Genomic DNA, 20,010 nt, shown 5'->3' on the forward strand with positions numbered 1-20,010 from the left:
ATGGTGCCTGCCGCAGTCGCGCGAGGTCGCGCCGCCGCTGCCCGAGCCCGCGCCGCCACCGCCGCACCGCCGCGACGGCGGCCCGCGGCGACCACCCCACCCCCAGCGAACCCCCGCCGTCAGCGGATGCGGCGGAGCAGGCGCAGCCCCGCGGTCATCCCGCCGGTCCACAGCTTCGGCGGCACCAGGCGCGGCGGGCGCAGCCGCAGGCCGCGTTGCACCGCGATCGACTGGGATTCCGTGTACTTCAGCAGGCCCTCGGCGCCGTTGCGCCGCCCGTAGCCGGACTCCTTCATGCCGCCCATCGGCAGCGCGACGGAACCGAAAGTCGCCGAGTAGCCCTCGTTGACGTTCACCGTCCCGGCCTTGATGCGCGAGGCCACCGCCCAGCCCGCGGCCTGGTTGCCCGTCCAGATGCTGGCGTTCAGCCCGTACGTCGTGTCGTTGGCGCGCTCGATCGCGTCCTCGATGTCGGTGTAGCCGTAGATCGACACCACCGGCCCGAACGTCTCGCCCGCGAACAGCTCCGCGGTCTCGGGCACATCGGTCAGCACGGTCGGCTCGTAGAACAACGGCCCGAGGTCCGGCCGGGGACGCCCGCCCGTCAGCACCGTCGCGCCCTTCTGCCGCGCGTCCTCCACGTGCGCGGAGATCGTGGCGAGCTGGCTTTCCGACGTCAGCGAACCCATGTCCGCGCCGTAGCCGAGCTCGCCGCCCAGCCGCAGCGCTTCGGTCTTCGCGACGAACGCGCGCGTGAACTCCTCGCGGATGCTCTCGTGCACGTAGATCCGCTCCACCGACACGCACAGCTGCCCGGCGGAGGAGAAACACGCCGTCACGGCACCGGCGGCGGCCTTGGCGACGGGCGCGTCCGGCAGCACGATCATCGGGTTCTTGCCGCCCAGCTCCAGCGAGTACCCCGTCAGCCGCCGCGCGACCTTCGCCGCCAGTTCCTTGCCCGTCGGGGTGGAGCCGGTGAAGCACAGGTAGTCCGACTCCTCCACGAGCGCGTCACCGATCTGCGAGCCGCGGCCCAGCACGATCCGCCACACGCCCGCGGGCAGCCCCGCCTCCTCGGCGAGCTCGTGCAGCCACAACGCGGACAACGCCGTCTGGTTGTCGGGCTTCTGCACCACCGCGTTCCCGGCGACCAGCGCGGGCAGGACGTCCATCGAGGTGAGCGCGAGCGGGTAGTTCCACGGGGAGATCACCCCGACGACTCCCTTGGGGTGCCGCAACTCCCCGGCCTTGGTGAGCAGCGGCAGCACCCCGGCGACCCGCCGGTCACCGAGGATGCGGGCACTGTGCTTCCCGTAGTAGCCCGCGACGAGCGCCGTCGAGGCGACCTCGTCGAACGCGTCGAGGCGCGCCTTGCCGGCCTCCAGCTGGACCAGGTCGAGGATCTCGTCCTGCCGGTCCAGGATCAGGCGGTGCAGCCGCGTCAGCACCTGCTGCCGCTCACGCACCGGGCGCGCCGCCCACGACCGCTGTGCCTCCCGCGCCTCGCCGAACACCTTGCGCACGTCGGGGTCGGTGGCCTGCGGCAGGGTGGCCGTGACGAGCCCGGTGAACGGCGCGGTGATCTCGACGGGTGCCGAGTCCTGGCCACCGGCCGCGCGGCGGGCCAGCTGGGCGGCACGCGCGGCGGACGGTGCTCCGACGACTCCGCCGACCGTGGTCGGTTTGCCTGGTTCGTGGCCCGTGGTCGCGGCAGTGCTCGTCATGGCCCCTCCGGTGGCGCAGCTACGTTACTGACGAGTACACCATACCGGCGGTATGCGAAACCAGTGTTACCTCGCGGCGGGGAGGTCGTCCTCGCCGTCGAGCGCGGAGGCTCCCGGCGCCGGCCACCGGGCGCCGGTAACCCGTGGCGGGCTCGGTTCCGGGGCGGCGCCTTGCGGTACCGGTGGGGTTGCCTCCGGGGCGCTGGGCCAGCCCCTCTCGGGAGCGGCCGTCGGCCCCTCGGACGGGCCGGGCTCCGGGTCCGCGGACAACATCGACACCTGGACCTCGTCACCCTCGTCGTCCGCCTCGGTCTCCACCCGCCGGCGGTGGGGCAGGAGCACGGCCGCCGCCGCGAGGGCCGTCGCCGCGGCGGCCACGACGAACCAGAAACCCGGTTGGATGCTGTAGACCGAGAGGTTGCCGGTGCTCGGCTCGGCGGGCTGGGCGTCGTTGAAGTTCAGCGCCGATTCGATTTCCATCCCGAGCATCAGCGCCACGACGACCGCCCCCGCCACCGCGGCGGACACCGCGAGAGCCGCCCGGCGCCCCACCCGCAGGGCGAGAACTCCCGCGAGGACCAGCCCCACGGCGACCACCAGCACCGGGATGCCGTAGAGCGGCGAGTGGATCTTCCCGTCGTCGCTGATCGTCGGTTCTCCCGGACCGGGAGCCAGGACCTGGCCCCAGCCCGTCCGGTCCATCTGCAGCAGCGGGACCCCGTTGACGGACTGCACCAGGCGCACGAGCGGCAGGAAGCTGCTCACCAGCAACAGGCCGGCGGAAGCGAGCGTGAGCACAGCGCCGAAGATGCGGGGAAAACGCGCCATTTGAACAACGTACCAGCGTCAGGGCCTCAGCTGGAGCGTCGAAAACCCGCCGAGGTACAGACCATTTCCGCACCCGAACGGGTCAAGCGAACCGCGTCATCCGCACCAGTCCGCGTCGTCACCCCTGTGTCGCGGGCCGGCCCGAGTGAGGGCCGGGCCGGCCCGCGTGCCCTACCGCGATCCGCTTCCACTCCTCCAGCAGCTGCTTGCGCCGTGCCGGCGCCCCGCCCAGCTCGGCGTCCAGCGCCAGCCCGCGCGCCAGGTTCACCGTCAGCCAGAACAGGGTCTCCACCTGCTCGGCGGGCAGGTCCCCGACGATCGACCGCACGCGCCGCAACGCGGTCCGCCCGAGCGCCCGGTCGACCGGCCGGATCGCTTCGCGCAGTGCCGGATCCGTGCGCGCGGCTATCCACAGCTCGGTCGACGCCGTGGCGAGCGCGCCCGAATACCCCTCCCACAGCAGGTCCACCGCCGCGGGGATCGCGTCGAGCCCGCCGGGCAGCGCTTCGAGGGACTCGGTGAGCGCGGCCATCCGCTTGGTCGTCAGGTGTGCCACGGCCGCCGCCATCAGCTCCGCCTTGTCCGCGAAGTGGTGCTGCGCGGCGCCTTTCGACACCCCGGCCCGCGAACAGATCTCCTGCATCGACGTCCGCGCGTAGCCGAGCTCGACGAGGCAGTCGATCGTCGCGTCGAGCAGGGCCGTGCGGGTCTGCTCGCGCCGCTGCGCCTGCGTTCGGTGTCCTCGGGGCTCGACCACGGTGCCTCCCGGATGTACATTCCGATCAGAACTTACCTTCCACGCGTAATGTTTTCTAGGAGGCCGCGCCGTGCCACTGCCACCCGCGAAGAGCGCCTGGGCCGAGGGGCTGGACGACGTCCGGGAGCTCGCCAGGACGTTCTGCCAGAAGGAGCTCGCGCCCAACCAGGAGCGCTGGAGCGCCCAGAAGCAGGTCGAGCGCGAGCTGTGGAACAAGGCGGGTGACGTGGGCCTGCTCGCCCTGTCGATCCCCGAGGAGTACGGCGGCGGTGGCGGCACCTTCGCGCACGAGGCGATCCTCTACGAGGAGCAGGCCCGCTCCGGCGACAGCGCGTGGGGCGTCACCGTGCACAACGGGATCGTCGCGCACTACATCCTCGCCTACGCCTCCGAGGAGAAGAAGCGCGAGTGGCTGCCCAAGTTCGCCAGCGGCGAGATGGTGGGCGCCATCGGCATGACCGAACCGGGCACCGGCTCGGACCTGCAGGGCATCAAGACCCGTGCCGTCCGCGACGGGGACTACTACGTCATCAACGGCGCCAAGACGTTCATCACCAACGGCGGGCTGGCCGACCTCGTGGTGCTCGCGGTGAAGACCGACCCGGACGCCGGGGCGCAGGGCGTCTCGCTCATCGGCGTGCCCACCGACACCCCGGGGTTCCGGCGCGGCCGGGTGCTGGACAAGGTGGGGCTCAAGGGCCAGGACACCGCCGAGCTGTTCTTCGACGACGTGCGGGTGCCCGCGGCCAACCTCCTCGGCGAGGAGGGGCAGGGCTTCATCCAGATGATGCAGCAGCTGCCGCAGGAACGGCTGATCATCGCCGTCACGGCGGTGGCGGGCATGGAGGCGGCGATCGACCAGACCATCGCCTACACCAAGGACCGCACCGCGTTCGGCCGCCCGATCTTCAACTTCCAGAACACGAAGTTCACGCTGGCCGAGGCCGCCACCGAAGCGGTCGTCGCGCGGGCCTTCCTCGACCAGTGCATCGAGCGGCACCTGCGGGGCGAGCTGGACGTGCAGGGCGCGGCGATGGCGAAGCTGTGGACCACCGAGCGCGTGAACAAGGTCGTCGACGACTGCCTGCAGCTGTTCGGGGGCTACGGCTACATGACCGAGTACCCGATCGCGCGCGCCTGGACCGACGTCCGGATCAACCGGATCTTCGGTGGCACCAGCGAGATCATGAAGGAAATCATCTCCCGCACGCTCTGAGGAGGACTGCTGTGAAGTCAGGTCCCCTGCGGGGGCTGCGGGTCGTCGAGCTGGCCGGGCTCGCGCCGGCGCCGTTCGCCGCGACCCTGCTCGCCGACCTCGGTGCCGACGTGGTGCGCGTGGACCGCGCGAAACCGGGTGCCGACGTGCTCGGGATCGCCGGTGACCCGCTGATGCGCGGGCGCCGCACCATCGGCGTCGACACGAAACGGCCCGAGGGCGTCGAAGTCGTGCTGCGGCTGGCCGAGCGGGCGGACGTGTTCATCGAGGGCTTCCGGCCCGGCGTCGCCGAGCGCATGGGCCTCGGGCCGGAGGACGTGCACGCCCGCAACCCGCGCGTCGTCTACGGGCGGCTGACCGGCTGGGGCCAGGACGGTCCGCTGGCGACGGCGGCCGGGCACGACATCAACTACGCCGGGATCGCCGGTGCGCTCGAACCCGTCGGGCGCGCCGGCGAACGTCCCGTGCCGCCGCTCAACCTGCTGGCCGACTTCGCCGGCGGCGGGATGCTGCTCGCGCTCGGGATCCTGGCGGCGCTGCACGAGCGGACCGGGTCCGGGCGCGGGCAGGTGGTGGACGCGGCGATGGTCGACGGCGCCGCGCTGCTCACCACGCAGCTGCACGGCATGCGGGCGGCGGGGATGTGGCCGGGGGAGCGGGGTACGAACTTCCTCGACGGCGGCGCACCGTTCTACGACACGTACGAGACGGCGGACGGCAAGTACGTGGCTGTCGGCGCGATCGAGATGCGGTTCTGGGCGGACCTCGTGAAGGTGCTGGACCTGGCGGACGAGGACCTCCCGGTGCACGTGAACCCGGCGGAATGGCCGCGGCTGCGGGAGATCCTCGCGGAGGCGATCGGCAAGCACACGCGGGACGAGCTCGTCGCGAGGGCCGAGGGCACGGACGCCTGCCTGACGCCCGTGCTCAGCCCGTGGGAAGCGGCGGAGCACCCGCACAACGCGGCCCGCGGCACGTTCGTCGACATCGGCGGCGTGGTCCAGCCCGCTCCGGCGCCGCGGTTCGACCGGACCCCGCCGGACGTTCCGGAGCCGCCGCACGAGAAGGGCGCCGACACCGCCGAGGTGCTCGCCGAACTCGGGTACGACGCCCCCACGCTGGACTCCCTCCGCGCGTCCGCCGTCATCGCGTGACCGATGCCGGGGAGACCGGAGCCGGTCTCCCCGGCATGTCGGCGGGGGTGGCGCGGCCGCGCGATTTACGCTGCAATGGACACGGAGAGTCAGCGGTGGCCGCCGACAGGGTGAAAGCCTGTCGTAAAGCCTTGTCGCCGGGCAGGATGGCGGGGTGTCCGGGCGTGGCCGCCGGAGCGGCCCCCGCGAACCGATCGGATGGAGCGTATGTCGGCGAACACCAAGAAGATCGTCATCGTCGCCGTCGTCGCGTTCGTGTTGTTCTTCCTGATCAGCAGGCCCACCCAGTCCGCGGAGGTCGTGCAGAACGTGCTCGGCTGGCTGCGGGACGGCGCGGAGGCGATCGTGACCTTCGTGCGGACCCTGTTCTCCTGACCCCATCAGCGGTTCGCCCGGTGCCGGACGGCATCGGGCCCACTGCCGTGTCCGCGTGTTTCGAGATCACGGAAAGTCACCATTCCCGGCGTTTGGGCGGGGTCGTTCGACCATCCGGGTGGATCAAGAGGATTAACGCCCTGGTCGCCGGATTCCCGGGGAAAAGGGTCTGGCGTCCAGGCCGGAATTGGCTCTACGGTGCTCACATTGCGTGACCAGCGCGTTCTGGCACGCTCCATCGCTCGATATCGCGGTTTCAGTCAGGCTTGTCGGTTGGGGCACGAGGAGGCAGGGATGACCGGAGATCCCGGGGTTGATGCGGTTATCGCCCAGTGGGCGGCCGAGCGGGAGAAGACGCCGGAGGAGCAGGAGATCGACCGCATCACGTCCGCCTGGCTCGCCGACGTCCCACAGCAGCAGCCGCCAGGGATCCCCGGTCAGCGCGCGCGTTCCGGTGCCCGTGGCTGGGCGCAGGTCGAGTCCGCCGACCCCGACTACCTCGACGCGATGCGCGCCCGGCTGCCCGGGGTGCCGCACGAACTGCTCGTCGCCGCCGCGGGCTGGTGGCAGATGATCGGTGACGTCAGCGAGGCCGAGCGGTGGTGGGACGCGGGGATCAGCCCGCTGGACCAGCGCGCGCTCGACTACCGCGCCGCGGGCCTCACGCCGGGCGACCTCAGCCGCCGCCTCGGCCCGATGACCGTCCTGCAGCACCTCCGCCGCGGCAGCGCCCCGGCCTGGTGCGTCGCCCGCCTCGCCCGCCAGCAGAAGGCCGGTTAGTTCTGGATTCGGCCTGCCGACCGGTGCGGGTAGCGGAACCTGAGGCGGCCCCTCGTTCCGGGATCGCCTCCTCATGACCGCCAGGTCACCACGTCGGCGCTGTCCTCGCGAGGAACCGCCTCAGAACCCGCGGCGGTGCCGGTTGCTCGGGTGGTAAAGCGGCTACGCCGCCGCAACAAGGTCGAATACACGCCCGTAACGTAGGTGTCCGTATGGTCGTTGGTGGTCATGCGAACACCGTTGCGGGAGGCAGGATTCTTGGGCACTGAGCAAGCCGAGCAGGAGACGGCCGCGGTGCCCGGAAGGGCGCGGTCCGGTCTCGCGGCGCTGGGGCGGCTCGGGATCGTCGCGGCGGTGCTGGCCGTGGGCGCGACGGCGGTGTTCGTCACCACCAAGGTCACCACCCCCGAGGCGGGCCGCACCACCACCGACATCCCGGCGCTCTCGGTGCCCGCGGTCGACGTCGAACCCGGGTCGACCGCTCCCGTCAACGCCACGGTCGCCGGTAGTCCCGTCGCCAACACCCAGCCCGTCCAGCAGCAGCCGCAGCCCCAGAGCAACAAGACGCCGCTCGCGGTGTGGGCGGACAAGGTTTCGACGGTCACGAACATCCCCGCGCGGGCGCTCGTCGCGTACGGCAACGCGGAGCTGGCGCTGCGTGACAGCCAGCCCGCCTGCCGGGTGTCCTGGGCCACGCTCGCGGGTATCGGGCGCATCGAGTCCAACCACGGGCAGTACGCCGGAGCGGTCCTGCAGGCCAACGGCTATCCCTCCAAGGCCATCGTCGGGGTACCGCTGGACGGCTCGGCGGGCGTGCGCGCGATCGGCGACACCGACGGCGGCCGGTTCGACGGCGACCCGAACTACGACCGCGCGGTCGGGCCGATGCAGTTCATCCCCAGCACGTGGGCGAAGTGGGGCGGCGGCTACGACCCCCAGCAGATCGACGCCGCCGCGCTGGCCGCGGCGAAGTACCTGTGCGCGGGCGGGCGCGACATGTCCAGCGCCGCCGGCTGGTGGCAGGGCATCCTGTCCTACAACAACTCCGTGGAGTACGCGCAGAAGGTCTTCGGCCTCGCCGACTCCTACGCCAAGGCCGCGCAGGCGGTCAAGGTCTCGTGAAGCGGGGCGAGTGCTAGCGTCGGGGTGTGCCAGCCGGGTTCCTCACGCCACGCCGCATCGCCATCGGCGTGCTGTGCCTGGTCAGCCTCGTCGTCTGCTGCGGGCTGGCCTGGTGGCAGTGGAACCGCTTCGAGTCGGCCAGCGGCACGTTCCAGAACCTGGGTTACGTGCTGCAGTGGCCGCTGTTCGGCCTGTTCCCGGCGTTCATGGTGCTGCGCATCCGCAAGCTGCGCCGGGAGGCCGCGGCCGCCGACGACGCGCCCGAGCCTGAGCCCCGCCAGGAGTGGGGCCGCAAGCCGGTCGCCGAGGTGCCCCGGCCGCGGCCCGCGCGCCCGGCCGTCACCGACGACGAGGACGAGGAACTGGCCGCCTACAACCGCTACCTCGCCGAACTGCACGCGCGAGACCAAGAGGAACGCTAGGAGACCCGCAGATGGTGAGCAGCACTGAAGGCACCGCCAAGGCGAGCGTGTCCCTGAAGGGACCGCTGCTGCGCTACCGGGTGCTGGCCTACGCCACCGGTGTCGCGCTGCTGTGCCTGACCGCAGCGTTCATCCTCAAGTACGCCGCAGACTCGCCGGGCATGATGAGCTGGGCGGGCGTCACGCACGGCGTGTTCTACATGGTCTACCTCGTGATGGCCGTCGACCTCGCGCTCAAGGCCCGCTGGTCGATCAAGGGCACGATCCTGGTGCTGCTCGCCGGCACCATCCCGTTCTTGTCGTTCGTCGCCGAGCGGGCCGTCACGCACCGCGTCCAGGAGGGGCGGAAGCTCTGACCCGCAGCGGCGGCACGGTGTTGCCGCGCAGCGCGGTCGCGTCGATCGTCTCCGGGCGGTAGGCCAGCTCCTCTAGGCGCAGGTCCGGTTCGCCCGGTTCGCGGCGGCCGGACAGGAACGCCCACTCGTGCTCGTCCGAGCCGTAGTAGACGACCGTCCCGAACGCCTCGGTGAACCGCCGCCACGCGGTGATCAGCGTGTCGTTGCGCCACATCGTCGGACAGCCCGCCTGGCTGGACACGACACCGCCGGGCGCGAGCACCGCGGCGCAGCGCGCCAGGAACTCCGCCCCGTAGAGCCGGTTGTGCTGTGCCGCCGGGTCGTCGTTCTCGTCCGGCAGGTCGATCACCACGACGTCGTAGCCCGGTTCGCAGTCGCCGAGGAACTCCCAGCCGTCGCGGTAGTGCACCCGCACGGCCCCGTCGCCGCGTTCGGCCGCCGCCAGTTCCTCGGGCGTGTAGCCGTAGGGCAGGTGTTCGGCGCACGCCCGCACGGCCTCGCGGTCGATGTCGACGTGGTCCACCAGTGCCCCCGCATCGGCCGCGATCCGACTCGCCACGCCCTCGCTGGAGCCGATGATCAGCACCCGCCGCAGCCGCTTCGCGAGCAGCATCGGCGGCACCATCAGCGCCTCGTGGTAGGTCAGCTGCGTGGCCTCCGTGCTCTGCCGTTCCTCGTCGCAGAACAGCGAGACGCCCTGCGCGGTCCGCCCGATCAGCACGTGCTGGAACGGGGTGCGCGTCTCGAACAGCACCTCCTCGACCGTCCACGACCGGCTGAGCCCGCGCCCGACCGGCTCGACGAGCTGCCGCGCGCCGTGCCCGCGGTGGGCCGTGGTGGTGCGGACCGATTCCGTGCCGAGCGCGCGGGCGAGCAGGCGCACGGCGAGCTCGGGGTCGGCCCGTTCGCCGCAGGTGAACACGTCCGCGAACGCGGCCCCGATCTCGGGGTAGGCGTGCACGGACGCGTGGGACTCGGCCAGCATCGCCAGCACCGTGACCCCGTGCGGCTCGAACCGGTGGGCCAGCACGTCGATCACCTTCGCACCGGCCTCGGTGACCGCGGTGCGCAGCGCCTCGCGCAGGAACTCCGGGTCGTCGAGCAGCCGGGGCTCGACGCCGTCGAGTTCGGCGAGCACGTGCCGTCCGGAGAAGGTGCCGATCTCACTCAAGGCAGTACGTCCGCAGCGGCTCGATCCCGTTGAACGCCACCGAGGAGTAGCTGGCCGTGTAGGCCCCGGCGTCGAGGATGCCGAGCTGGTCACCCGGCGCCAGCGCCAGCGGCAGTTCGCAGGGCGTGTGTTGGTAGAGCACGTCGTCACCATCGCACGTCGGTCCCGCGAGGATCACCGGCCCCCGCTCACCGCCGCCGTCCTCGAACCGGTACGGGATGGCCTCGTTCTCCGTCTCGGCCAGCCCGTTGTAGCGGCCGATGTCGAGGTAGACCCACCGGTGCTCGCCGCGCCACGCGACCAGCACGACCTCCGTGCGGATGAGCCCGGCCTCGGCGACGACGGCCCGGCCGGGTTCGAGCACCAGCCGTGGGGGTGTGGGGAAGTGGGCCGCGAGCGCGGCGCGCACGACCGCCGCGTACTCGGCGAGCGAGGGCACCGGATCGCGGTAGCGGATGCCGAACCCGCCGCCGATGTTCAGGTGCGCCAACGGGATTCCGGCCTCGGCGGCGACCTTCGCCGCGGTCGCGATCCCGGTGTCCCACGCCGACGGGTCCGGCTGCTGCGAGCCGACGTGGAACGCGAGCCCCGGCGTCAGCCCGAGGTCGGTGGCCAGGCGCAGCAGGGCGACGGCCTCGGCCGGGGTGCAGCCGAACTTGCGGCCGAACGGGGTGGCCGACGCCGGGGTCTCGACCAGCATCCGGACCGAGACCGCGGAACCGGGGGCGTGCCGCGCGATCTGCCGCAGGTCGCTCTCGGCGTCGGTGGTGAACTCGCGCACCCCGTGCTCGAAGGCGAACGCGATGTCCGCGGCCTTCTTGATCGGGTTGCCGTACGACAGGGACTCCGGCGCGGCACCCTCCGCCAGGCAGGCGGTGATCTCCGCGGGCCCGGCGACGTCGAACCCGCCGCCCGCGGCCAGCACGGCCCGCAGCACGGCGGGTTCGGGGTTCGCCTTGACGGCGTAGCACAGGCGCGAGTGCGGGAATTCGGCTGCGAACTCCCGCACCCGCGCGGTGACCAGTGCGGTGTCGACGACCAGGAAGGGCGTCGGCGGGGCCTGCCCGGCCAGGAAGCGGCGGATCCTCTCCGAACTCACGCTCCCCAGGTTGTCAGGTCCCGATGCCGGTCAGCGACCGGACCTCCATCTCGGCCTGCTTGCGCTCGTCGGCCTTGTCGCGGCCGATCAGCGTGCCGACGAACCCGCACAGGAACGAGAACGGGATCGACACCAGGCCGGGGTTGGACAGCGGGAACCAGTGGAAGTCCACGCCCTTGATGATCGACGTCGCCCCGCCGGACACGACCGGCGAGAAGATCACCAGCACCACCGAGCAGATCAGGCCGCCGTACATGCCCCACAGCGTGCCCGTGGTGTTGAAGCGCTTCCAGAACAGCGTGTACAGCAGCGTCGACAGGTTCGCCGACGCGGCGACGGCGAACGCCAGCGCCACCAGGAACGCGACGTTCTGGCCGTTGGCGAGGATGCCGCCGAGGATCGACAGCACGCCGATGCCGAGCGCGGCGCGGCGCGCGACGCGCACCTCGTCCACCGGGTCCGCCTTGCCGCGCTTGAAGATGTTCGCGTACACGTCGTGCGCGAAGGACGCCGAAGCGGTGATCGTCAGGCCGGCGACCACGGCGAGGATCGTCGCGAACGCCACCGCCGCGATGATGCCGAGCAGCACCGTGCCGCCGATGTGCAGCGCCAGCAGCGGCGCCGCCGAGTTCTCGCCACCGGGCGCGGCCTTGATCTCGTCGGCACCGACGAGCGCGGTCGCGCCGAAGCCGATGACCAGCGTGCACAGGTAGAACACGAACACGCACGCCGTCGCCCACACCACCGAGCGGCGCGCCTCGTGCGAGTTCGGCACGGTGTAGAAGCGCATCAGCACGTGGGGCAGGCCCGCCGTGCCCAGGATCAGCGCGACGGCCAGCGACAGGAAGTCCAGCTTCGTGACGCCGCTCTTGCCGTACTGCGCGCCCGGTTCGAGCAGCCGCTCGCCCAGCGGGCTGTGGTAGGCGGCCTGCGACAGCAGGTTCGACAGGCTGAAGCCGAACTTGCCGAACAGGAACACCGTCATCAGCACGACGGACAGGATCAGGATCGCGGCCTTGATGATCTGCACCCACGTCGTGCCCTTCATGCCGCCGACCAGCACGTAGAACACCATGACCAGACCCACGACGGCGATCACGATCGACTGGCCGAACCGGCTGTGCACGTTGAGCAGCAGCGCGATCAGCGCACCGGCACCGGCCATCTGCGCGAGCATGTAGAACAGCGAGATGACCAGCGTCGACGTGGCCGCGGCGGCGCGGACCGGGCGCTGCTTCATCCGGAAGCTGAGCACGTCGCCCATCGTGAACCGGCCGGTGTTGCGCAGCAGTTCCGCCACGAGCAGCAGGTCGACCAGCCAGGCGACGAGGAAGCCGATCGAGTACAGGAAGCCGTCGTAGCCGTTGATGGCGATCGCGCCGGCGATGCCGAGGAACGAGGCGGCGGACAGGAAGTCACCGGACAGCGCGACGCCGTTCTGGCGGCCGGTGAACGCGCTGCTCGCCGCGTAGTAGTCGGCCCGGGACGACTTCCCGCTGCTGGCCCGGTACACGACGAACAGCGTGATCGCGACGAAGATCGCGAACACCGAGGTGTTGAGGATCGGGTTGCTGCTGTCGGGGCTGCTGCCCGCCGCGAACGTGGTGAACATGGGGTTACTGGACTCCTGCCTGCTGCCGCACGACCTCGACCTGGGGGTCGAGCCTGCGCTTGGCGAACCGCAGATAGGCGATCGTGATCAGGGCCGTCGAGACGAACTGCAGGATGCCCAGCACGATCGCGACGTTGATCTCGCCGTAGACCTTGGTGCTCATGAAGCCGTGCGCGTACGCCGCGAGCAGCACGTACCCGAGGTACCACGCGATGAACAGCAGGGTCATCGGGAACGCGAACCGGCGGAACCGGCCGCGCAACGTCGTGAACTCCGGACTCCGCTGGATCGCTTCGTAGTCCACGGTCGTGGCACGCGGGCGAGGCTGTGGGGCCTCTTCGCCTGCCCCGAACAACGCCGGCGCCTGACCGGGGCCCGGGGCGGAGGTTCTCGTCGCTGGATTCTGGACGACGTTCTGCATGGCTGCCTCCCAGCGAGCTGGCGAACCTTTGAGCCGCACATGCTAGCCACGGCTTACTACGGCTCTTGCGGGAGGCTGGGTTCACTGCGTGAGCACCGATTAGTGCTTTCACCAGGAGGAATGGGCCGTTCAGGCTAGCCGCGGCAGAAAGCGCTTGCTGGCGGTCTCACTGTTAGTAGTCAGAAAGCGCTACCACCACCGAATCGAGTGACAGGTGAGTTGCTCACCAATTCGGAGCGTGAAGTGGAGAATTATTGTCCGATTTGCCCTGTTGGCGGGGGAAATCCGGCCTGTTCAGCAGCCCGCGGAAGCCACAAGATCGGGCGTTATTCTTCTGTAACTCCGGCGCCCGGCGTACGGTCAGTGCGCCTTTTCCTCACTCTCCCGGCCACCCCTGGGCTATGTGGGTGAAAGCGGAGGAAAGCGGTCTCACCAGGGCCGTCACGCAATCGGAGGCTCCGGGCGCCGACCCGCGCACCCGGCGGTCAACCCCCTGTCACAACGGGTATTTCCGCAGGTCGGCGCCCCCTTTTGCGGGAGGGTCCCGATGCTACCCATTGGTGTAAGCTCCTCTGGCCACGTTGACTCGCTGTGATCGAAGGTAACCGATCTTGTCCGGGCATCGGTGCACATCGCATCATGCAGGGGCACCGGGAGCAGCAGGTCGACGCGGCCGGGGACGGCGTCCGTCGGCCCGCGGGCCACGCACAGACGAACGTCGCAGGACGCGCACACGAGATGCCGGACAGGGAGTCACCTTCGTGACCGTTGCAGGACAAGGCCAAGTGCCGGTGGGACAGCTCCTGGGTCAGCAGCCGAGGCGGCCCGCCAAGTGGCGCGCGATCACCAGATGGCGGGACTGGAGCATCTCCGTCAAACTGGCCGCCGTCACGCTGGTCCCCATCGTCATCGCGCTCGTGCTCGGTGGCATCACCATCAGCAACCAGGTGCAGCGGTCCACCGACTTCGAGCGGATCGACCGGCTCGTCGTGCTCAGCACCGACGTGCGCGCCCTCGTCGACGCGCTGCAGCAGGAGCGCACCCGCACCGCGGCGCTGCTCACGCAGGGCACGGTCGGCAGCTCCCCCGAACTCGACGCGGCCCGCGCCGCGACCGACACCGCGCTCAAGCCGCTGGCCACCGACACCGCACGGGTGACGCAGGTGGACAACGCGGTGGCGGCGCCCGGCACCGCGAGCAACAACGCGCTGGCCCGGCTCGGCGAGGTCCGCCAGCAGGTCGCCGCGGGGCAGCTCGACTCCGTGCAGGCGCTCGACGCGTACTCCGCGATGACCACCGCGCTGCTGGGGCTCGACACCTCGCTCGTCGCCGGGATGGGTGACCCGTCGATCAGCGGCACCGCCAACGCGCTGCACGACCTCCAGGTCGCCAAGGAAGAGGTCTCGACCTCCCAGGTGCTCGTGACCTACGGCATCGCGCGCAGCAGCCTCACCCCGACCCAGCTGAACCAGCTCCGCACCGCGGAGGTGCGCCTCGCCGACCGGCTCGAGGACTTCCGCGCCGCCGCGACCGGTGCGCAGGGGCAGGACTTCGACCGCACCGTCACCGGGCAGGACTTCGACACCCGCAGCAGGCTCGTGAGCACCGTGCTCGCCGCGCAGGGCGTCACCGTGGGCGACGCGCTCGAAGCGATCTCGGGTGAGCAGTGGACGGCGGTCTCCACCGCGGTCGTCGACTCGCTGCGCGCGGTCAGCGGCCGCCTCGGCGACCAGGTCGCGACCACCTCCGCCGACCTGGTGGACAGCTCCGGCACCGACGCGGGCCTGCTCGCCGTGCTGCTGTTCGCCGCGCTCGTCGTCACCGCCGCGGTCGTCTTCCTCATCACCCGCCAGCTGCTGCGCTCGCTGCGGCTGCTGCGCCGCAGCGCGCTGGACGTCGCCGACCGGCAGCTGCCCGCCGCCGTGCAGAACATCCAGGAGGGGCGCGAGCAGAGCGCCGAGGTCACGCCCGTCGAGGTCGGCACCGGCGACGAGATCGGCCAGGTGGCCAAGGCGTTCGACGCGGTGCACAGCCAGGCGCTGCGCCTGGCGATCGAGCAGGCCGCGATGCGGACCGGCTACTCGAGCGTGTTCGTCAACCTCTCGCGCCGCAGCCAGAGCCTCGTGCAGCGGCAGCTGCAGCTGATCGAGCGGCTGGAGCGGGACGAGGAGGACGCCGACCAGCTGGCGACCCTGTTCCAGCTCGACCACCTCGCCACCCGCATGCGGCGCAACAACGAGAACCTGATGGTGCTTTCCGGCGCCGAGCCGGGCCGCCGCTCCGGGCAGCCGATCTTGATCGCCGACGTGCTGCGCGCCGCCGTGTCGGAGATCGAGCAGTACCAGCGCGTCGTGGTGCAGCCGCCGCCCGAGGGCCGGATCGTCGGGTACGCGGCCAGCGACCTGATGCGCCTGATCGCGGAGCTGCTGGACAACGCGACGGCGTTCTCGGCGCCCGAGACGCAGGTGACGGTGTCGACGCGGGTCGCGGACAACGGTGCCGTGGTCGTCGACATCATGGACAAGGGCATCGGCATGAACGAGGCCGAGGTCGCCGAGGCGAACGCCCGGCTGACCGAGGCCGCGACCGTCGACCTCGCGACCTCGCGCCGGATGGGCCTGTTCGTGGTCGGCCGCCTCGCGGGGCGGCACCGCATCGGCGTCGCCCTGCACGGTGGCAAGGACATCGTCGGCGTGCGGGCGACCGTGACCGTGCCGGCGGAGCTGGTGATGGGCCTGCCGCAGGCCGAGCCCCCCGCGCCGCTCCCGCAGCCGCAGGACCCGGCGCTGGCGCGGCGCCGCACCGTCAACGGCACGGGCCGCGCGGGTGCGCTGACCAGCCTGGCGGGGACGTCGGGCACCCTCGGCGACGGTGCCGCCGTGCCGGGGCCGTGGAGCCAGAACGGGCACACGGGCATGCTGCCGCCGCGCCCGCCGTCGGACCTCGAGGTGTCGGGGACGGCGTTGTTCAACCCGATCCCGGCGGACGAGCAGGACCTGCCCGAGGCGCCGTCGTCCCCGGCCGACCTGCCGGGTGGCGCGCTGCCCGCGGGCAAGGCGCTGTTCGAGGCGAACACGAGTTCCGGCGCGCTGACGGAGTGGTGGAGCGCGGCCGCGGCCGAACCCGCGCCGCCGCCCCCGCCGCCCACCCCGCGTGAGACGACCCCGATCTTCGACGAGACGCTGTCGGCGTGGTTCCGCAGCGACAAGCCCGCGCCGAAGCCGGCCGAGAAGGCCGCCGAGTCCGGGAAGTCCGAAGCGGCCGAGGAAACCAAGGCGAACACCGGCTGGGACTTCGCGGTCGACGAGAACTTCCGCGCGGTGCAGGCCGCGGCCCAGGCCGAGCCCACGAGCTTCACCGAGTCGGGCCTGCCGAAGCGCCGCCGCGGCGAGCAGCTCATGCCGGGCAGCGTGGCGCCGGGCACGGCCGCGCCGCGGTCGCCGGAAAGCGCTTCCCCGGAGGCGCCCGCACTTCCGACCCGCGACCCCGCGGACATCCGTGGTCGCCTGAGCAGCTTCCAGCAGGGCATCAGCCGGGCCCGGCACGCGGCCCGCGAGCAACCTGCCGAGACCGGTGACGCGCAGTCGGCGGCGCCGTCCGCCGGGGCCACGGGGTTGCAGCGCCGGCCGCAGGTCGAGCACGGTGGCCAGGCGTGGCCGGACGCCGACCAGGCGGCCGCCGCCGAAGCGGATGCGCTGCCCCAGCGCCGTCAGGGCGGCGAAGGCGCGGCCGAAGGTGGGCTGCCGCAGCGGCAGCGCCGTGCAGAAAGCGCTTCCCCGGAGGGCGAGCTGCCGCAGCGCCGTCCGGGTGGGGATGCGTCCTTGCGGCAGGCCGGCGCCGAGAGCGGTGCGTCCGAGCAGCAGGAGAGCGGCTTGCCGCGGCGGCAGCCGGGCGCCGAGCGTCAGCAGGGCGCGGAAGGCGGCCTCCCGCGGCGGCAGCCCGGCGCGGCCCCGCACGAGGGCGCCGAAGCCGAACGCCAGGGCGCCGAGGGTGGCTTGCCGCAGCGGCAGCAGGGTGCCGAGGGCGGTCTGCCGCAGCGGCAGCCGACGACGGACAGTGGCCTGCCGCGTCGGCAGCCCGGCGGGGAGCTGCGGAGTCAGCCCCCGCAGACCGGGGGTGGCAGCAGCCTCTTCGGCGGCCAGCCGGGCGAGGACGGCTCGCTCCCGCGCCGGCAGCGTGGTGAAAGCGTTTTCTCGCGTCAGCGTGGCGGGGAGAACGGCCTCGACCAGCGGCGCCGGCCCGCCGACACCGACCCCGGTGCCGCGGAGCGCCGGCCCGCCGCCGACTCCGGTCTCGCGCAGCCCCAGCCGGGCGTCGCTCCCGGTTTCCCGCAGCGCCAGCCGGGCGGTGACACCGGCCTCCCGCAGCGCCAGCGCGGCGGTGAGAACGGTCTCGCGCAGCGCCAGCCGGGTACGGACGCCGGCCGCCAGCCGGGCGGTGACACCGGTCTTCCGCAGCGCGGGCGCGGCGGCGAGAACGGCCTCGTGCAGCCCCAGCCAGGCGACTCCGGCCTTCCGCAGCGCCAGCGTGGCGGCGATAACGGCCTCGCGCAGCCCCAGCCGGGCGACTCCGGCCTCCCGCAGCGCGGGCCGGGCAGTGACGGCTCCCTGCCCCGCCGCCAGCCGGCGGCCGCGCAGGCCGGGACCGACGCCGACCAGCTCCCCCAGCGCCGCCCCGGCGTCGAGCCGCCCCGGCGGCTCGAACCGCCGGAGGACCCTGCCGAGACCTCGGGTGCCTTCCTGTGGCGCAAGCCGCAGTTCGGCGAGGAGGGCCAGCCTCCGCTGCCCCGGCGGCAGGACGAAGCCGAGCCCCTCCCCGGTGCCGGGGAGTCCGCGTGGTCCTTCGCGGCGGACGAGAGCTGGCAGGCGGTGCAGGCGCTGTCGCAGACGGCTCCTGCGAGCTACACGGCGGCGGGACTGCCGCGCCGCCGTCGTGGTGAACAACTCATGCCGGGCAGTGCGTCTTCCACGGGCGGGCTAGGCCCCCGAACCCAGCGCGACCCGCAGGATGTGCGCGGCAGGCTGAACAGTTTCCAGCAAGGTGTCCGGCGTGGACGGCACCGCACGGGTCAGCCGGCCGAGTCTGATCACGAAACGATGGAGGGTGAATGACCTCGCCGCAGCCACAACAGAACCAGTTCGGATGGCTGGTCAACGACTTCGCCGAGCGCGTCCCCGGTGTCGCGCACGCGGTGGTCGTGTCGGCCGACGGGCTGCTGCTGACCGCGTCGAACCGCTTGCCCCTCGACCGTGCCGACCAGCTCGCCGCGGTTGCCTCCGGTCTCGTCAGCCTCACGCAGGGGGCGGCGCGCTGCTTCGAGGCCGGTGCGGTCAACGAGACCGTGGTGGAGATGGAGCTGGGCATCATGGTGCTGATGTCCATCAGCGACGGCTCGTGCCTGGCCGTGCTGGCCGCGCCCAACTGCGACATCGGGCAGGTGGCCTACGAGATGACGATGCTGGTCGACCGCGTCGGCCAGATCCTCACCCCGGAACTGCGCGCGCAGCTGCAGGGTTCCGGGGGTCCCCTGATCGGCGAACCGGTGGGATGATGCCGCGATGACCCCTCCCGCGGAGGACGAAGACGCGACGTTCGCGGACGTCCTCAACGGCTTCACCTTGGATTCCGGCCGTGCCCGCCGGAAGCGGAAGAAGGCCAAGGAGACCGAGGAGGCCGAGGCGCCGGCCGCGTCGCAGGACGAGCCGGCGCCCGGTCCGGCACCGGTGCCGTCGCCCGCGCCGGCACCGCCCGGCAGGCCACCGGGGTACGAACCCCCGGTGCTGCAGCCCCCGGCGGCGCCGCCCGCCCAGCAGGGCTCGGGCTACTTCGAGCCGCCGCAACAGGGGTCGGGGTACTTCGAACCGAACCAGGGGTCGGGGTACTTCGAACCGGCGCGGGGCACGAACTTCGGCACCGGCTTCTTCGAGCCCGCGGTGGCCAACAGCGGCCCGGCGCTGCCCGAGCGGCCCGAGCCGGCGCCCCTCGACGAGGAGACCGCCGCGGTGCGCCCGTACGCTCTCACCGGCGGACGGACGAAGGCCAGCTACGCGCTGGAACTGGAGACGCTGGTCTCGGTGAAGGACGGTGTCGCCGCCCGCCTCGACGCGGGGCTGGTGATGCAGTACGAGCACCGTCAGATAGTGGAAGAATGCCGGAAGCCACGTTCGGTCGCGGAAATCGCGGCACTGCTGCGGGTTCCGGTCGGCGTGGCCAGGGTGCTCATCAGCGACACGGCCGACGCCGGTCTGATCACCGTGCACAAGACCGTGTCCGGCAGTGACAACGCCGAGGCGCATCTCATGTTGATGGAAAGGGTGTTGAGTGGACTCCGTCGGCTTTAAAGCACCGCGGCCGGCCGCGCCGCAGACCATGACCTCGGCCAAGATCGTGGTGGCCGGTGGCTTCGGCGCCGGCAAGACCACCTTCGTCGGGTCGGTGTCGGAGATCGTGCCTCTCACCACCGAGGCGATGATGACCGACGCCAGCCGCGGCATCGACAACCTCGACAACACCCCGAACAAGGCCACCACCACCGTGGCGATGGACTTCGGCAGGGTGTCGCTGGACGAGGACCTGATCCTGTACCTGTTCGGTACCCCGGGTCAGCAGCGGTTCTGGTTCATGTGGGACGACCTCGTGCGCGGGGCGATCGGTGCCGTCGTGCTCGCGGACACGCGCCGGCTCGCGGACTCCTTCGCGCCGGTCGACTTCTTCGAGGACCGCAGGCTGCCGTACATCATCGGCGTCAACACGTTCGACGGCGTGCTGCACCACGACCTGAACGACGTTCGTGAGGCGCTGGCCATCGACCCGGGCATCCCGATCGTCCGCTGCGACGCGCGGGACCGGGAGTCGACCAAGCAGACGCTGATCACGCTGGTCGAGTACGCGATGCGGCAGTGGATCTCGCTGCGGGCGGCCAACGCCCGCTGACGCGGCAACGGGCACCGGGTGCGGAGCGCGCCCGGCCTGT

18 protein-coding genes and 2 pseudogenes are annotated in these 20,010 nt (G+C 71.8%); 11 read left to right on the plus strand and 9 right to left on the minus strand.

What is annotated here, in order from left to right; genetic code table 11:
- Positions 1-119: 119 nt before the first annotated feature.
- From ABFX51_RS16175 to ABFX51_RS16185, 3 genes are all read right to left on the minus strand, one after another.
- The gene (locus tag ABFX51_RS16175; RefSeq protein ID WP_091509992.1) at positions 120-1,724 is read right to left on the minus strand and encodes a succinic semialdehyde dehydrogenase; all 1,605 of its coding nucleotides are present in this window, start codon (positions 1,722-1,724) and stop codon (positions 120-122) included.
- Between the two features lie 66 nt (positions 1,725-1,790).
- Positions 1,791-2,552, minus strand: coding sequence for a hypothetical protein (locus ABFX51_RS16180; protein WP_091509994.1), 762 nt, complete (start codon positions 2,550-2,552; stop codon positions 1,791-1,793).
- A 118-nt stretch (positions 2,553-2,670) separates the two neighbouring features.
- Entirely contained in the window at positions 2,671-3,309 is a 639-nt protein-coding gene (locus tag ABFX51_RS16185) for a TetR/AcrR family transcriptional regulator (protein WP_091509996.1), read from the minus strand.
- 70 nt (positions 3,310-3,379) lie between these two features.
- On the opposite strand from ABFX51_RS16185, the gene ABFX51_RS16190 reads away from it, so the two are divergent.
- From ABFX51_RS16190 to ABFX51_RS16205, 4 genes are all read left to right on the plus strand, one after another.
- Positions 3,380-4,525, plus strand: a complete 1,146-nt coding sequence (locus ABFX51_RS16190; RefSeq protein WP_091509999.1) for an acyl-CoA dehydrogenase family protein — start codon at positions 3,380-3,382, stop codon at positions 4,523-4,525.
- A gap of 11 nt (positions 4,526-4,536) precedes the next feature.
- Entirely contained in the window at positions 4,537-5,679 is a 1,143-nt protein-coding gene (locus tag ABFX51_RS16195) for a CaiB/BaiF CoA transferase family protein (protein WP_091510001.1), read from the plus strand.
- Positions 5,680-5,886: 207 nt separating this feature from the next.
- Positions 5,887-6,054 carry a hypothetical protein gene (locus ABFX51_RS16200; RefSeq protein WP_177228787.1) on the plus strand — a complete coding sequence of 56 codons (168 nt, stop codon included), beginning with the start codon at positions 5,887-5,889 and terminating at the stop codon, positions 6,052-6,054.
- A gap of 294 nt (positions 6,055-6,348) precedes the next feature.
- The gene (locus ABFX51_RS16205) at positions 6,349-6,834 is read left to right on the plus strand and encodes a transcriptional regulator (RefSeq protein ID WP_091510003.1); all 486 of its coding nucleotides are present in this window, start codon (positions 6,349-6,351) and stop codon (positions 6,832-6,834) included.
- 71 nt (positions 6,835-6,905) lie between these two features.
- Here the strand turns inward: ABFX51_RS16205 and ABFX51_RS16210 are convergent, their stop codons facing one another.
- Positions 6,906-7,064 carry a hypothetical protein gene (locus ABFX51_RS16210; RefSeq protein ID WP_346054137.1) on the minus strand — a complete coding sequence of 53 codons (159 nt, stop codon included), beginning with the start codon at positions 7,062-7,064 and terminating at the stop codon, positions 6,906-6,908.
- Here ABFX51_RS16210 and ABFX51_RS16215 point away from each other — a divergent pair.
- Genes ABFX51_RS16215 through ABFX51_RS16225 form a run of 3 tightly spaced genes read left to right on the plus strand, consistent with a single transcriptional unit; the run spans position 7,063 to position 8,734 of the window.
- Positions 7,063-7,956: a lysozyme family protein gene (locus tag ABFX51_RS16215; protein ID WP_428832476.1), complete on the plus strand. Its 894-nt coding sequence runs from the start codon at positions 7,063-7,065 to the stop codon at positions 7,954-7,956. The two genes, ABFX51_RS16210 and ABFX51_RS16215, sit on opposite strands and share 2 nt — an antisense overlap.
- 26 nt (positions 7,957-7,982) lie before the next feature.
- On the plus strand, positions 7,983-8,378 hold the full coding sequence (locus ABFX51_RS16220; protein WP_091510006.1) for a hypothetical protein: 396 nt from the start codon (positions 7,983-7,985) through the stop codon (positions 8,376-8,378).
- A gap of 11 nt (positions 8,379-8,389) precedes the next feature.
- Entirely contained in the window at positions 8,390-8,734 is a 345-nt protein-coding gene (locus tag ABFX51_RS16225) for a DUF3817 domain-containing protein (RefSeq protein WP_091510009.1), read from the plus strand.
- Here ABFX51_RS16225 and ABFX51_RS16230 read toward each other — a convergent pair.
- The 5 genes and pseudogenes from ABFX51_RS16230 to ABFX51_RS16250 form a co-directional block, all read right to left on the minus strand.
- Positions 8,700-9,545 (minus strand): annotated as a pseudogene (locus ABFX51_RS16230) (spermidine synthase); the annotation flags it as partial. The gene ABFX51_RS16225 and the pseudogene ABFX51_RS16230 overlap by 35 nt on opposite strands.
- 21 nt (positions 9,546-9,566) lie before the next feature.
- Positions 9,567-9,998 (minus strand): annotated as a pseudogene (speD, locus tag ABFX51_RS16235) (adenosylmethionine decarboxylase); the annotation flags it as partial.
- The gene (locus ABFX51_RS16240) at positions 9,898-11,004 is read right to left on the minus strand and encodes a type III PLP-dependent enzyme (protein WP_091510014.1); all 1,107 of its coding nucleotides are present in this window, start codon (positions 11,002-11,004) and stop codon (positions 9,898-9,900) included. The pseudogene speD and the gene ABFX51_RS16240, both read right to left, overlap by 101 nt.
- 13 nt (positions 11,005-11,017) lie before the next feature.
- Positions 11,018-12,616: a solute symporter family protein gene (locus tag ABFX51_RS16245; protein ID WP_091510017.1), complete on the minus strand. Its 1,599-nt coding sequence runs from the start codon at positions 12,614-12,616 to the stop codon at positions 11,018-11,020.
- Between the two features lie 4 nt (positions 12,617-12,620).
- A complete protein-coding gene (locus ABFX51_RS16250) occupies positions 12,621-12,920 on the minus strand; it encodes a DUF485 domain-containing protein (RefSeq protein ID WP_425425835.1) in 300 nt (99 codons plus the stop codon).
- Positions 12,921-13,798: 878 nt separating this feature from the next.
- On the opposite strand from ABFX51_RS16250, the gene ABFX51_RS16255 reads away from it, so the two are divergent.
- Genes ABFX51_RS16255 through ABFX51_RS16270 form a run of 4 tightly spaced genes read left to right on the plus strand, consistent with a single transcriptional unit; the run spans position 13,799 to position 19,970 of the window.
- Complete coding sequence (locus ABFX51_RS16255; protein ID WP_346054139.1) at positions 13,799-18,148, plus strand: nitrate- and nitrite sensing domain-containing protein; 4,350 nt, start codon at positions 13,799-13,801, stop codon at positions 18,146-18,148.
- A complete protein-coding gene (locus ABFX51_RS16260; RefSeq protein ID WP_091510023.1) occupies positions 18,145-18,588 on the plus strand; it encodes a roadblock/LC7 domain-containing protein in 444 nt (147 codons plus the stop codon). The genes ABFX51_RS16255 and ABFX51_RS16260 overlap by 4 nt, the downstream gene beginning before the upstream one ends.
- 7 nt (positions 18,589-18,595) lie before the next feature.
- Positions 18,596-19,378 (plus strand): DUF742 domain-containing protein, encoded by a 783-nt coding sequence (locus tag ABFX51_RS16265; protein WP_346054140.1) that lies wholly within the window; start codon positions 18,596-18,598, stop codon positions 19,376-19,378.
- Entirely contained in the window at positions 19,359-19,970 is a 612-nt protein-coding gene (locus ABFX51_RS16270; RefSeq protein ID WP_177228788.1) for a GTP-binding protein, read from the plus strand. Before ABFX51_RS16265 ends, ABFX51_RS16270 begins: the two co-directional genes overlap by 20 nt.
- The last annotated feature ends 40 nt before the right edge of the window (positions 19,971-20,010 follow it).

This window comes from Amycolatopsis dongchuanensis (assembly GCF_039542405.1).
GTDB classification, from domain to species: Bacteria; Actinomycetota; Actinomycetes; order Mycobacteriales; family Pseudonocardiaceae; genus Amycolatopsis_E; species Amycolatopsis_E sacchari.